At 63.5% G+C, this 14181-nt stretch carries 12 protein-coding genes; 9 read left to right on the top strand and 3 right to left on the bottom strand.

The window, feature by feature from the left end:
• Positions 1-57 precede the first annotated feature (57 nt).
• Complete coding sequence (locus tag IMX18_RS06575) at positions 58-1368, bottom strand: MFS transporter (RefSeq protein ID WP_003821155.1); 1311 nt, start codon at positions 1366-1368, stop codon at positions 58-60.
• A gap of 9 nt (positions 1369-1377) precedes the next feature.
• Positions 1378-1635, bottom strand: a complete 258-nt coding sequence (locus tag IMX18_RS06570) for a metal-sensing transcriptional repressor (RefSeq protein ID WP_003821156.1) — start codon at positions 1633-1635, stop codon at positions 1378-1380.
• A 399-nt stretch (positions 1636-2034) separates the two neighbouring features.
• Between IMX18_RS06570 and IMX18_RS06565 the strand changes: the two genes are divergently transcribed.
• From IMX18_RS06565 to lpdA, 6 genes are all read left to right on the top strand, one after another.
• Positions 2035-3246 carry a TolC family protein gene (locus IMX18_RS06565; protein WP_223656232.1) on the top strand — a complete coding sequence of 404 codons (1212 nt, stop codon included), beginning with the start codon at positions 2035-2037 and terminating at the stop codon, positions 3244-3246.
• A gap of 34 nt (positions 3247-3280) precedes the next feature.
• Positions 3281-3832 (top strand): hypothetical protein, encoded by a 552-nt coding sequence (locus IMX18_RS06560; protein WP_015912829.1) that lies wholly within the window; start codon positions 3281-3283, stop codon positions 3830-3832.
• Positions 3829-4944 carry an efflux RND transporter periplasmic adaptor subunit gene (locus IMX18_RS06555; RefSeq protein WP_003821159.1) on the top strand — a complete coding sequence of 372 codons (1116 nt, stop codon included), beginning with the start codon at positions 3829-3831 and terminating at the stop codon, positions 4942-4944. Before IMX18_RS06560 ends, IMX18_RS06555 begins: the two co-directional genes overlap by 4 nt.
• A gap of 13 nt (positions 4945-4957) precedes the next feature.
• Positions 4958-8104 carry an efflux RND transporter permease subunit gene (locus IMX18_RS06550; RefSeq protein ID WP_012614056.1) on the top strand — a complete coding sequence of 1049 codons (3147 nt, stop codon included), beginning with the start codon at positions 4958-4960 and terminating at the stop codon, positions 8102-8104.
• Positions 8105-8157: 53 nt separating this feature from the next.
• Positions 8158-8556, top strand: coding sequence for a hypothetical protein (locus IMX18_RS06545; RefSeq protein WP_015912828.1), 399 nt, complete (start codon positions 8158-8160; stop codon positions 8554-8556).
• Between the two features lie 105 nt (positions 8557-8661).
• Positions 8662-10089 carry a dihydrolipoyl dehydrogenase gene (gene lpdA / locus IMX18_RS06540; RefSeq protein ID WP_015912827.1) on the top strand — a complete coding sequence of 476 codons (1428 nt, stop codon included), beginning with the start codon at positions 8662-8664 and terminating at the stop codon, positions 10087-10089.
• A 109-nt stretch (positions 10090-10198) separates the two neighbouring features.
• On the opposite strand, the gene IMX18_RS28360 is transcribed toward lpdA, so the two are convergent.
• Positions 10199-10411 carry an ArsR/SmtB family transcription factor gene (locus tag IMX18_RS28360; RefSeq protein ID WP_425355277.1) on the bottom strand — a complete coding sequence of 71 codons (213 nt, stop codon included), beginning with the start codon at positions 10409-10411 and terminating at the stop codon, positions 10199-10201.
• A gap of 379 nt (positions 10412-10790) precedes the next feature.
• On the opposite strand from IMX18_RS28360, the gene IMX18_RS06530 reads away from it, so the two are divergent.
• Genes IMX18_RS06530 through fdx form a run of 3 tightly spaced genes read left to right on the top strand, consistent with a single transcriptional unit; the run spans position 10791 to position 14135 of the window.
• The gene (locus IMX18_RS06530) at positions 10791-13286 is read left to right on the top strand and encodes a heavy metal translocating P-type ATPase (RefSeq protein WP_017511447.1); all 2496 of its coding nucleotides are present in this window, start codon (positions 10791-10793) and stop codon (positions 13284-13286) included.
• Between the two features lie 15 nt (positions 13287-13301).
• Entirely contained in the window at positions 13302-13781 is a 480-nt protein-coding gene (cueR, locus tag IMX18_RS06525) for a Cu(I)-responsive transcriptional regulator (protein ID WP_012614052.1), read from the top strand.
• 15 nt (positions 13782-13796) lie between these two features.
• Positions 13797-14135 (top strand): ISC system 2Fe-2S type ferredoxin, encoded by a 339-nt coding sequence (fdx, locus tag IMX18_RS06520; protein ID WP_012614051.1) that lies wholly within the window; start codon positions 13797-13799, stop codon positions 14133-14135.
• Positions 14136-14181 lie beyond the last annotated feature (46 nt).

The following is a 14181-nucleotide window of genomic DNA, read 5'->3' as shown; positions in this document are numbered from 1 at the left end:
CTCACCCTTCTCAGCCTCCGAAGCCATGCGTTGTGATGCCGCAACGAGAAAATGTGCCTATCCTTTCGGCCAGATACGGTGCAGGTCATCCAGAATCAGCTGGTGATGGTGCCTGCCTTGGTCTGCGTGTGTGCGTAAATGAGGGTGATCCGGCGGCAAGCTGGGGTGGTCATGCGCCACGTCAGAAGGGTCGCTGGCCGGCCACAGCCAGAGCGTCAGCGCCACGCCGGCCAAGCCGACCAGGGACATGACAATGAAGGTCGATGGCAAGCCCATGACCGCGCCGAAGCGGCCGGCAAGTGGGTAGCAGATGAGCCAACAGGCGTGCGACAGCGCGAAGTGTGCCGCGAAGATCGCAGGACGGTCCTCGGCATGGGCCGAGCGGCGCAGAAGACGGCCGGATGGCGTTTGCGCCACGCTGTAGCCAAAGCCGATGATCAACCACAGCGGCAGCAACAATGCATAGCTCGGCAGCAGTGCGCCGATCCCCGTGCCCACGACCAGTACGGTAGCGCCGGTGAGCATCGCGGTTCGGTCGGCCACCTTTTCCAGTAAGGATGGCAGAACGAAGGCTGCCACCATCGAACCGCCTCCGAATGCCGCCAGTGCCGACGCCACTTCGACCTCGCCTAGGCCAAAGCGCGCCTTCACGAGAACCACCGTGTTCACGATCACCATGGCGCCCGCCGCCGAGACGGCCAAGCTGATCGCCAGCAGGCCCCGCAGGCGTGGCGTAGCGAGATAGATGCGTGTGCCGCGGGTCGTGCGATCCCAAATGCCGCGGCGCGGTCCGGGAATAGTTGTGGGCAACCGCACGCTGACCACGAGCGCGGCTGAAACGAGGAAACCGAGCACTGTTCCCGCGAACAGGTTGTGAAAGCTGATGACGGTCAGCAGCGCAGCAGCCAGCATCGGGGAAATCAGGCTTTCCAGGTCATAGGCCAGCCGGGACAGCGACAGCGCCTTCGTGTAGTCCTCTTCATCGGGAAGGATGTCCGGGATAGTGGCTTGGAAAGTCGGCGTGAAGCCGGCGGATGCCGCTTGCAGGACAAAGATCAGCAGATAGATCTGCCAGACCTCGGTGACAAAGGGCAAACAGATCGCGACAACCGCTCGTACCAGGTCCAGCGCTACGAGCAATGACCGTCGCGGGAACTGGTCGGCGAAGGCCTGTGCGACTGGAGCGACTCCCACATAGGCCAGCATCTTGATAGCCAGCGCCGACCCGAGCACCGCACCTGCATCGGCCCCGGCCAGCTCGTAGGCAAGTAGGCCGAGCGCTACCGTCATCAGGCCTGTGCCGACGAGTGCGATCACCTGCGCGGTGAACAGGTGGCGGTAGGTGCGGTTCTTTAGGACGGAGAGCATCGAGAGACCTCAGAGCAGTCTGGTTAGCGCCTTCATTTCGGCTAGAACGGAGTCCTCATCATGAGATAGGCAGTGGTCGATGTGGTCATGGATCAGGACGCGCTTGGCCGCTGTGACGGCGCTCTCCACCGCAGCGAGCTGGCGAGCGATGTCCAGGCAGGTTTCTTCTCCTTCGATCATCCCGATGACGTGTCGCAGATGACCCTCGGCGCGCTTGAGCCGTTTCACGAGATCTGGGTGGCTGGTGTGCTTGTGCATCTCTTTCATGCAGCAATCATATCCCCCCCCGGGGGATATGCTCAAGGAGTCTGCATAGCTGTTTGCGCAGTGGATTAGCCCCACCTCGCCTCTCGATGTCTTGCGCCCGACGCCCTCTCTAAGGCGATTGGTGCTCAAAGGATGTAAGGTTTTCTTTCCCATTCATATGAATAGATATACAATTGTTCATATCTAAGCCAGTGAACAGTGGCTTTTCAACGACAAGCACTTGCTCGGAAAGAGAACACCCAGCCGGGGGTAAGTACTGATGCAACACCGATGGAGAATTGAATGCTTCGCAAAGACATACGCAAGGGATGGATATGGGCGGTATCCACGCTTTGGGCCGGCACCGTGCTAGCCCAGCCAGTAGCCGCCCCTCACGTCCCATCCAGACCAGACAGCCACATGGTCGCCCAATTGTGGGAGTCAGCTTGGCAGCGGCAGCCAGAAGCCGCTGGAGAAGGCGCCTGGCAGCAGGCCGCCCAAGCACGCCAAGAGACGGCCGGCAGTTGGGTGGCAGGTCCGATGGCGCTGGAAGCCTCCACCAAAACTGATCGGTTCAACAACCGCAACGGACAGCGCGAATATGAAGTCGGGGTGGCTATTCCCCTTTGGATGCCTGGTGAGCGCGCCTCGTCGGCACGCTGGGCGGACGCGGAAAGCCTCGCGCTATCCAGCCGGATGCTGGCCGCCAAGCTACGCACGGCCGGACAGGTTCGCCAGGCATGGTGGGCATGGCAGCGTGCCCAGGCCGAATTGGTGGCGGCGCAGGATCGCACCCGCAGCGCGGACGAGTTGGCGCAAGATGTGGCTCGCCGAGTTCGCGCGGGCGACCTGGCGCAAGCCGACAGAAACCAGGCCGATGGCGCCTTGGCGTCGGCTCGTAGTGCCCTGGCCATTGCTCAGGCCGAAGAAATCACGCAGCGCGAGGCGTTGTTGGCACTGACCGGCATCGAGAGTATCCCGTCGCAGGCCGATTCCGCGCAGCCGGAGCAGTCAGGTGTCCGAGTTCAACCGGCATCGGCACAGCCGTCCGGCGCGTTGTTGGGTAACCACCCTGCGCTGCTGGAACTGCAGCACAAGGCGCTGGCGGCCCGCCGCTCTGCGGAACTGGTGTCCCATCAGAAGTACGCCAACCCCGAACTGACCCTGGCGACCACGCGGGATCGGGGCGGCTACGGCGAACGCTACAACCAGACGATCACGGTGGGTGTGCGCATTCCCTTCGGTACGGGTAGCCGTCATACCGAGCAATTGTCCAGCGCCAATGCGCAGGCACTGGAGGCTGAGTCGGCACTCGCGGCCCAGCGCACCCGGCTACTCTCGGAAATTCGAACTGCCCAATCGCGCGAACTGGCAACCAGCACCCAGATGCAGGCCGCTTCGGAGCGCCAGCGACTAGCCCAACAAACGCGCACCTTCTACCAAAAGTCGTTCGCGATGGGCGAGACGGACATGCCGACACGCCTTCGCATCGAGCAGGAGGCCACCGAGGCCGAGCGCGCGGCGCTGCTCGCCAAGGTGGAGCATGCCGCGGCCATCTCGTCCCTGTTGCAGGCACAAGGCACGCTGCCGCAGCCGACCGAGACTTTCACTGACATCTCCGGCACGCGCTGATCGGCGCGCGCTCAACCATCCTGGAACCTTAGAAATGTCGCAATCCTCTTTCTGGCGTGCAGCTGCCTTGTCCAGCCTCCTGCTTGGCAGTAGCGCAACGTGGGCCGGCGACGGCCATGACCATGGCGAAGCCGCTCCTGCCCCCGCAGCGGCCGCGCTTCCGCGCTTTGCCGCAGTTTCCGATGACTTCGAACTGGTGGGTGTGCTGAACGGCCAGCGTCTCACACTCTACCTCGACCATGCTGCCGACAACCGGCCGGTGACCGATGGCGAGCTGACCCTCGAGCTGGGTGGTCAACAGGTAAAGGTCAGCTCACACGGGGTTGGAGAGTTCGAGGCCGATCTGACTGAGCCGCTATCCGATGGCGAGACCTCAATCATGGCCACTATTACTGCGCAGGGCCAATCGGACCTGTTGACGGGCGTTCTCGATGTTCATAGCGAAGACGCCGAACACGAGCATGCCGTCGCATCCGGCCGTGTGGTCGTACTAGGTGGCGGTGCCGCAGTCCTCGGCGTCGGTGTCCTAGCGTGGGCGCTGCGCAGACGTACACGCACCAACGGTGCACTGCGAGGTGCAGCATGAAGCGCAACTTCCGTTTCCTAATGACGACGGCCATGGCGGCTGCATTGGCTCTGGCTGCTCCCGCGTTCGCTCACGACGGCCATGACCACGGCGACGAAGCGCCGGCTGCGTCTTCCAATGGCCCCCAGCGCCAGCCTGATGGCAGCGTGTTTCTTCCGAAACCGTCGCAACGTCAGATCGGTGTACGCACCCAGCTGATCAAGCAGGAGCCCTTGGCCCGCAGCCATGAACTGGCTGGCAAAGTAATCATGGACCCGACGACAGGCGGCAAGGTCCAGGCAATGGTAATGGGCCGGCTGGTGCCCGGGCCGGATGGTCTGCCGCAGATCGGCCAATCCGTGCGCAAGGGCCAGGTGCTGGCTTACATCGAACCGGCCAGCGGTGTGCTGGAGCGCTCAGGCCAGATGGCCCAGGTTGCCGAGCTGCGTGCGGGCCAAGCGCTCGCGCAGAAGCGCTTGGCCCGGCTGCGCGAGCTGTCGGAGACCGTGCCCCGCAAGGAGATCGAAGCAGCCGAAAGCGAAGTGAACAGCCTGACCGAACGCGCCCGCGCCTTGAGCGGGGGCCTCGCCGGCAGGGACGTACTGAAGGCCCCAGTCAGCGGCGTCATCGCATCCAGCCCCGCAGTTGCCGGGCAGGTCGTGGATGCGCGCGAACTGGTGTTTGAGGTGGTCGATCCGACCCAACTGCGCATCGAGGCGCTTGCCTACGATCCGGCAATGGCACAGAACCTGGCCGGTGCTGCACTCGCAGTAGGCGGTCAGAAGGTGCCGCTGAGCTTCGTCGGTGCCGCCAGCAGCCTGCGCGAGCAGGCCCTGCCCATGCTGTTCAAGGGCACCAGCGAAAGCCTCTCGCGCTTGGCGGTCGGTATGCCGGTGGTGGTCTTCGTGCAAGAGGCGACGACGGTACCTGGCTACCGCGTGCCTTCCGGTGCGCTGATGAAGAACCCTGCCAACCAGAACATCGTCTGGGTCAAAGACCAGGCCGAGCGCTTCGAGCCGCGTGTCGTGAACATCACTCCTTTGGATGGTGCATCCATCGCTGTCACTTCGGGCCTGGCGGACGGCGACCGCGTGGTTGTCGAGGGCGCGTCCCTGATCAATCAAGTTCGTTGAGGGGCACCATTCCATGTTCAAGTGGCTTCTCGAAAATAGCTTACGAAACCGGCTCCTGGTCATCATCGGGGCGCTGGTGCTGATGGCGTATGGCGCGTTCACCCTGACGCGCACGCCGGTAGATGTCTTTCCCGATCTCAACAAGCCGACCGTCACTCTCATGACGGAGGCTGGCGGCATGGCTGCCGAAGAAGTCGAGCAACTCATCACGTTCCCGCTCGAAACGGCCATGAACGGCCTGCCCAGCGTCGAAAGCGTGCGCTCGGTCTCCAGCGCCGGGCTTTCCTTCATCTACGTGACATTTGACTGGAAGACCGACATCTTCCGGGCGCGCCAGATGGTCTCCGAACGCCTGACGTCCATGGAGGAAGGGCTAGCCCCGGGCGTGACGCCCACTATGGGGCCAATCAGCTCAGTGATGGGCGAGATCATGCAGATTGCAATCCCCATCGGTGCCAAGCCCTCAGGGCAGAAGAACGCAGCCCCGCCGCTGTCGGCCATGGACACTCGCGAGTACGCGGACTGGGTGCTACGCCCCCGGCTGATGGCCATACCTGGTGTTGCCCAAGTCATCCCGATCGGAGGCGAGGTCCGTCAGTTCCAGGTCCAGCCCAACACCACGCGAATGTCAGAGCTGGGCGTGACTGCGTCCGATCTGGATGCGGCTCTCAAGGGCTTCTCCGCGAACACTTCCGGCGGCTTCCTGGAGATCAATGGCCGCGAGTACCTGATCCGCAACCTGGGCCGCACGTCCCGACTCGACGACCTGCGTAACCTGCCTCTCGCGGTGCGTGCGGGCCAACCCATCCTGCTCCACCAGGTCGCCGATGTTCAGTTTGCGCCAGCCATCAAGCGCGGCGATGCGGGCTTCGAGGGCCTGCCAGCCGTGATCCTGGGCATCCAAAAGCAGCCCACGGCCGATACGATTGCACTGACCCGCTCGATCGAGTCAGCGTTGGCGGACATGAAGGGCTCACTGCCGGCTGGCATGGCCGAGCCACAGGTGACCTTCCGACAAGCCAACTTCATCGAGGCGTCCATCAGCACGCTGCAAGGCAAGCTCATCGGCGCATCGGTCTTCGTGGCGGTGATCCTGTTCTTCTTCCTGGGCACTTTGCGCCCCCTGGTGATCGCGTTGACCGCGATTCCTGCCTCGATCTTCGTGACCGGGCTGGTGTTCCACTATTTCGGCCTATCAATCAACACCATGACGCTCGGTGGGCTGGCGATCGCCATCGGCGGTCTCGTGGACGATGCTGTGGTCGATGTGGAGAACATCATGCGGCGGCTCAAGGAGGACCGCACCCGCCACCCTGAGAACCGGCTGACGCCCCTGGTCATCGTTGCCAGGGCCTCGATGGAGGTTCGCTCGGCGATTCTCTACGCCACGATGATCATTGTGCTGGTGTTCCTGCCCCTGTTCGCGCTGCCGGGGATGGAGGGGCGCTTGTTCGTGCCGCTGGGCATCGCCTTCATCGTCTCCACGCTGGCCTCGCTGCTGGTCTCTGTGACGGTCACTCCGGTGCTTTCGTACTACCTGCTGCCCAAGATGAGGACGCTGGACCATGGCGACACTCGGCTTCTAGCCTGGTTGAAGACGCGCTATCAGGGCGGCCTGCAGCGGGTCTTGCAGCGGCCGCGTGCCGCCCTTGGCATGGCCGCTGTGGCTGTCACACTGGCTGTCGCCGCGGTGCCATTCTTCCCGACCACGTTCCTGCCCCCGTTCAATGAAGGAACGTTGCTGGTGGGCCTGCGCCTGAATCCCGGTGTGACGCTGGCCGAATCTTCGGCGCTTGCCCAGCAAGCCGAGCTGCTGGTCGCGCAGGTGCCAGAGGTGCAGCACGTGGGCCGGCGCAGCGGACGGGCCGAGCTGGACGAGCATGCCGAAGGCGTGCATGTCAGCGAGCTGGACGTGGGCCTGCTGCCCGCCTCGGAGCTAAAGCGCTCCATGGAGGAGATCACCGCCGACATCCGTTCGCGTCTGGCTCACTTGCCCGGCTCCATCGGCATTGGCCAGCCGATCTCGCACCGCATCGACCACATGTTGTCGGGGGTGCGCTCGCAGATCGCCATCAAGGTGTTCGGCGAGGACCTGGACGTCCTGCGCGGGCAGGCGGATCTGCTGCGCGCCAAGCTGGCCGGAATTCCGGGGCTTGCTGACCTGGAGATCGAAAAGCAGGTCCTAGCGCCGCAGATCAAAATCCGCGTGGATTATGCGGCGGCGGGACGCTACGGCGTGGCCGCACCGCAAATTCTGTCCACGCTGCAAAGCCTGGTCGAAGGCGAAAAGATCACCGAGGTCATCGAGGGCAACCGCCGCTTCGCGCTGGTGGTTCGCCTGCCCGAGCAGGCGCGGTCGATTGAGGGCTTGAGCCGCATCCTCATCGACACGCCCATGGGTCGGGTCCCGTTGTCGCGCCTTGCCACCATCGAAGACAGCGACGGCCCCAACCAGGTCAGCCGCGACGATGGCCGTCGACGCATAGTTTTGTCGGCCAACGCTCAGGGACGGCCGCTGTCCGAAGTAGTGGCCGACATACGCAGCGTCGTCCAAGAAGTGCGCTTGCCCGAAGGCTACTTCATCACGCTGGGCGGCCAGTTCCAGGCACAAGAGGAAGCCTCGCGACTGGTGGGCCTGCTGTCCATCGTCTCCCTGACGCTCATGTTCGTGGTGTTGTACACGCGCTACAAGTCGGTCGTCCTATCAGCGCTCATCATGGTGAACATTCCATTGGCCCTGGTCGGCGCCGTGTTGGGGCTGTGGCTGTCTGGCCAGCCGTTGTCCGTGGCCGCCCTGGTCGGCTTCATCACGCTCGCGGGTATTTCTGTGCGCAACGGCATCCTGAAGGTGAGCCACTACCTCAACCTCATGCGCATGGAGGGCGAGGACTTCGACCAGAAGATGATCGTGCGTGGCTCGCTCGAACGGCTTTCCCCGGTTCTGATGACCGCGCTGGTCACGGCCTTCGCGCTGGCCCCGCTGCTGTTCGAGGCGTCCCGACCCGGTACTGAGATCCTGCACCCCGTCGCGGTGGTGATCTTCTCGGGGCTGGTCAGCTCCACGCTGCTAGACACCTTCCTTACACCCGCCATGTTCTGGCTGTTCGGCCGCAAGCCTGCCGAACGCCTGCTGGACGACCGCGACGCGGAGGCATTCTGATGCAACGCCTTCTGTCACCCGATTTCAACCACCGTAACCCTATAGGAGCTTTCATGTCTGTTCGATTTCGTTCCCTCACGGCCGGCACCGCCCTCGCCCTGGCATCCGTCACCGCCTTCGCCGCAGGCGACCATGACCACGCGCATGACCACAAGCCGCTGCATGGTGGCGTCGTGACCGAAGTCCGGGACGTGGACTACGAGTTGGTCGTTCAGCCCGCAGCAGCGCAACTCTACCTGCGCGACCACGGCAAGCAGGTCAATGTAAGCAACACCAAAGCCAAGCTCACACTGTTGACCGGCTCACAAAAGCAGGAGGTGCAACTCACGCCTGCCGCGGACGGAAGCCGCCTCGAAGGCAGCGGGACCTTCGCCGCAGCCAAGGGCACGAAGGCCGTCGTCCAAGTCGAACGTGGGGGCAATACCGCGAGCGCCCGGTTCGTTCTGCCGTAGTGTTCAACGTGATCGTCAGGGAACGAGCTGTAATCTGGCGACCACCTGACAAAAGGCGCGACATAGGCGCTCACTATTTCCTCAAAAACTTTGGAGATGTAAATCATGGAAATGCATTTCGACGTCATTGTTATCGGTGCCGGCCCAGGCGGATACATCGCGGCCATTCGCGCTGCCCAATTAGGCATGAAGGTCGCTTGTGTAGATGCCTGGAAGAACAAGGACGGAAAGCCAGCACCTGGCGGCACCTGCAACAACATCGGTTGTATCCCTTCGAAAGCGCTACTGCAGTCGTCAGAGAACTTTGAACAAGCCAAGCACCACTTTGGCACGCACGGCATCTCCACGGGTGATCTGCGCATGGATGTGACCACGATGTTGGAACGTAAGAATCAGGTCGTGAAGTCCAGCAACGAAGGCATCCTTTATCTGTTCCGCAAAAACAAGGTCCAGTTTTTCAACGGCCTGGCGTCTTTCACCAGGACTGTCGATGGTGGCTTCGAGGTGAGCGTCGCCGCCGATGAGGCTGTTACCTTGGTGGGCAAGCAGATCATCGTTGCCACAGGCTCCAACGTGCGGCCACTCCCCAACCTACCGTTCGATGAGCGGGTCGTGCTCTCCAACGACGGCGCGCTGGACATCGCGGCCGTGCCCGATCGGTTGGCCGTCATCGGTGCCGGCGTGATCGGCCTGGAGCTGGGCTCCGTTTGGCGCCGCCTGGGGGCGGATGTCACGATCCTCGAAGGCTTGCCCAGCTTCCTGCCAATCGTCGACCAAGCCATCGCCAAGGAGGCGAAGAAGGCGTTCGACAAGCAAGGCCTGAAGATCGAACTAGGTGCGAAGGTTCGCGAAGTCAATGCAACCGAGGCTGGCGTGACTATTCACTACACCGACAGCCAGGGCCAGACGCAGTCCTTGCAGGCAGACAAAGTGATCGTGGCTATCGGCCGTGTGCCCAACACCGAAGGCCTGAATCCGGCCGCCGTGGGACTCCAACTGGATGAGCGCGGCGCCGTGCTGGTGGACGATGAATGCCGCACCAGTGTGCCCGGCATCTGGGCCATCGGTGACGTGGTGCGTGGCCCGATGTTGGCGCACAAGGCGGAAGAGGAAGGTGTCGCAGTGGCCGAGCGCATTGCCGGCCAGCACGGTCACGTCGATTTCAATACGATCCCCAACGTCATCTACACCAGCCCAGAGATTGCCTGGGTAGGCCGCACCGAGCAGCAGCTCAAAGAGCAGGGCACCGCCTATCGAATCGGTTCCTTCCCGTTCATGGCCAATGGCCGCGCGCGTGCGCTGGGCGACACGCCGGGCCTCGTCAAGGTGATCGCCGATCCTGCCACTGATGAGATACTCGGCGTGCATGTGGTCGGCCCGCAGGCCAGTGAACTGGTGGCCGAGGCCGTGATCGCCATGGCGTTCAAGGCCAGCAGCGAAGACATCGCCCGCATCTGCTTTGCCCATCCGACCCTCTCCGAGACGTTCAAAGAGGCCTCGCTGGCCGTGGACAAGCGCGCGCTCAACTTCTGATTGATCGGAAGCGGCATCCAAACCACCTCACCGAACGCAGCTGCGGGCGGTGGGGCGCATATCGCCATGGAACGTAGGCCACGCCGCAACGGCATGCTATGCCCAACAGTTACTCGTCGTTGTGGTCTTCCGCGATGTGGGTGGCCATATCCAGCAGCACCTGGTTCACGTGCTTGTCCGCCACCTCATAGAAGATCTGTTTGGCTTGGCGCACGCCCTTGACCAGGCGAGCACCGCGCAGCAGCCGCAGGTGGTGGCTCACCAGCGACTGCGAGAGTTCGAGGGTTTCAGCGATGTCCCCGACCGAGGAAGAGCCTTTCATGCAGCACAGCATGATTCTCAGCCGGGACGGGTCACCCAGGAGGCGGAATGTCTCAGCCAAGATGGTCACGTCATTCTGTGACAGCGATTCCAAATCGGCGCTGGGACCCTTCGGTGGGGTACTGAATGGCTTACTTGTATTCATTTTTAAAATATTTCCTAACCTCGAATGGCTGTTTTCGCCCTTCAGAATTAACAAGGCAGCGGCCGCTTAGGCGCGCGCAGCAAAGAACCAGTGCGAGCCTGGCAGGCAAGGCCTCCGTTCCCCGTGCACCGGGTCATTTCTGAAACCTGACAGCATCCGAAAAAGCGCTTGACCTTCCCACGATGGTAAACCCTAAGCTCCCTCCATGTCGAATTTCAACTATGGGAAGCACACCATGAGCATGGCAACAACGAGTAGTGCTGGCGCCCAAGCAGCGGCAATCAGCCTGCCCATCGAGGGCATGACCTGCGCAAGCTGTGTCGGCCGAGTCGAGGCCGCCCTTGCCAAGGTCGAGGGCGTGGCAAGCGTGTCTGTCAATCTCGCCACCGAGCGAGCGGACATTCGCCTGAACCGTCCTGTCGATCGCATGGCGCTGATCCAGGCGATCGAGAAGGTAGGGTACGACGTGCCTCAGGGCACCATCGAGCTGGCGATCGGAGGCATGACCTGCGCTTCGTGCGTGGGCCGCGTCGAGAAGGCGCTCAAGGCGGTGCCGGGCGTCACTGAGGCTGTGGTCAATCTGGCGACCGAGCGCGCTACCGTGCGTGGCGTAGCATCCGTGCAGGATCTGATTGCTGCTGTCGATAAGGTCGGCTACGAGGCCAGCCCGGTCGATACAGGCATGCAGGCCGACGAGGAAGCTGCCGAGAAAAAGGACGCCGAGCGCGCCGAACTCAAGCGCGACCTGACCCTGGCCGCCGTGCTGGCGCTGCCTGTGTTCGTGCTCGAAATGGGCTCGCACATGATTCCCGGCATGCACGAGTGGGTGGCTTCCACCATTGGCATCCAGCAGAGCTGGTATCTGCAGTTCGTGCTGACCCTGCTGGTGCTCGCCATTCCGGGCTGGCGCTTCTATGAGAAGGGCTTCCCGGCGCTGTTCCGCCTGGGTCCCGACATGAACTCGCTGGTCGCGGTCGGCACGGCCGCGGCCTTCGGTTATTCGATGGTCGCCACGTTCGCGCCCAGTCTGCTGCCGGCCGGCACGGTGAACGTGTACTACGAGGCGGCAGCCGTCATCGTGGCGCTGATCCTGCTGGGCCGCTTTCTTGAGGCACGGGCCAAGGGCCGCACCTCCGAGGCCATCAAGCGCCTGATCGGCCTGCAGGCCAAGGAGGCGCACGTGCTGCGCGACGGCCGCATCGTGGACATCCCGATCAACGACGTGGCGCAGGGCGACATCGTGGAAGTGCGCCCCGGCGAGCGCGTGCCGGTCGATGGTGAAGTGACCGAGGGCCGCAGCTTCGTGGACGAGTCGATGATCACCGGCGAGCCGATTCCCGTCGAAAAGGCGGAAGGCAGCACCGTGGTCGGCGGCACCGTCAACCAGAAGGGTGCGCTGACGCTGCGTGCCACCGCCGTGGGCGGTCAGACCATGCTGGCGCAGATCATCCGCATGGTCGAGCAGGCGCAAGGTTCCAAGCTGCCGATCCAGGCCGTGGTGGACAAGGTGACGCTGTGGTTCGTGCCCGCCGTCATGCTGGCCGCGGTGCTGACCTTCCTGGTCTGGCTGGTGTTCGGCCCGTCGCCCGCGCTGTCCTTCGCGCTGGTCAATGCCGTGGCGGTGCTGATCATTGCCTGCCCTTGCGCCATGGGTTTGGCGACGCCGACCTCCATCATGGTCGGCACGGGCCGGGGCGCCGAGATGGGCGTGCTGTTCCGCAAGGGTGAAGCCCTGCAACTGCTCAAGGACGCCAAGGTGGTGGCCGTGGACAAGACCGGCACGCTGACCGAGGGCCGCCCGGTCCTGACCGACCTGGAGATTGCCGACGGCTTTGACCGCAACCAGGTGCTGGCGAAGGTCGCCGCTGTCGAATCGCGCTCGGAGCATCCGATCGCACGCGCCATCGTCGAGTCGGCCGTGGAAGGTGGCATCGCGCTGCCGACGATGACAGACTTCGATTCGGTCACGGGCATGGGCGTGCGCGCCACCGTGGACGGCGCGCGTGTCGAGGTCGGTGCCGATCGCTTCATGCGTGAGCTGGGGTTGGACGTGGGCAGCTTCGCTCGCACGGCCGAGCGCCTGGGCAACGAGGGCAAGTCACCGCTGTACGCCGCGATCGACGGCCGGCTGGCCGCCATCATCGCGGTGGCCGATCCGATCAAGTCCAGCACGCCCGCGGCCATTGCCGCGTTGCACCAGCTCGGCCTGAAGGTGGCGATGATCACCGGCGACAACGCGCGTACCGCGCAGGCCATCGCCAAGCAACTGGGCATCGACGAGGTGGTGGCCGAAGTGCTGCCCGAGGGCAAGGTCGAAGCCGTGCGCCGGCTGAAAGCCAGCCACGGCCAGATCGCCTACGTGGGCGACGGCATCAACGACGCCCCGGCGCTGGCCGAGGCCGACGTGGGCCTGGCCATCGGCACCGGCACCGACGTGGCGGTGGAGTCGGCCGACGTAGTGCTGATGTCGGGCAACCTGCAGGGCGTGCCCAACGCCATCGCGCTGTCCAAGGCGACCATCGGCAACATCCGCCAGAACCTGTTCTGGGCGTTTGGCTACAACACGGCCCTGATCCCGGTGGCCGCTGGCGTCCTGTACCCCGCATACGGTGTGCTGTTGTCGCCGATCTTCGCGGCTGGCGCGATGGCGCTGTCCAGCGTGTTCGTGCTCGGCAACGCGCTGCGCCTGCGCCGCTTCCAGCCGCCGCTGGCGGCGGATACCGCTCATTGAGAAAGGAGGAACACCATGAACATCGGTGAAGCATCCAAGGCCTCGAAGGTCTCGGCCAAAATGATCCGCTACTACGAGCAAATCGGTCTGATCCCTCCGGCTGACCGCACCGATTCGGGCTACCGCGCCTATACCCAGGACGACGTTCACCGGTTGCATTTCATCCGGCGTTCGCGCGACCTCGGCTTCTCGGTGGCCGAGATCACGGACTTGCTGGGACTGTGGAATGACAAGTCGCGCCAGAGTGCTGATGTAAAGCGTCTGGCCCAGCAACACATCGACGAGTTGGACCGGCGCATCGAGAGCATGCTGGAGATGGCCGCGACGCTCAAGGCGCTGATCCGGTGTTGCGCCGGCGACGAACGGCCCGACTGCCCGATCCTGCACACGCTGGAGCAGCCCGATATCAGTGACAACAAGCCCGAAGCGCGCACTGGCGCAGTGCCGCGCCGCGCGCGAGCCAACGCAGCAGGAAAAAAGCCGTGTGCGCACTGAGCAGCCAGGAGAGATATGCCCAAAATCACCGTCTTGCCCCATCCTGAACTGGCGCCTGAGGGAGCCGAACTGAACGTGCCAGCAGGCACTTCGATCTGCGAGGCCCTGCTGGACAACGGCATCGAGATCGAGCATGCCTGCGACATGAGCTGTGCCTGCACGACCTGTCACTGCATCGTGCGCAAGGGGTTCGATTCTCTAAACGAAGTCGAGGAATGCGAGGACGATCTGCTCGACCGGGCCTGGGGACTGGAGGCGCAGTCGCGGCTGAGCTGCCAGGCCATCGTTGCGACCGAAGACCTGACCGTCGAGATCCCCAAGTACACGATCAACCATGCCAAGGAGAACCACTAGGAGCCTGCGTGCTGCCTCAGGCGCACCGGCCTGCGGCAGGGTTGCT

It is taken from the genome of Pseudomonas shirazica (assembly GCF_015168335.1).
Lineage (GTDB): Bacteria > Pseudomonadota > Gammaproteobacteria > Pseudomonadales > Pseudomonadaceae > Aquipseudomonas > Aquipseudomonas asiatica.
Note: the sequence above shows the minus strand (reverse complement) of the source record. Positions and strands in the feature narration are given on the sequence as shown.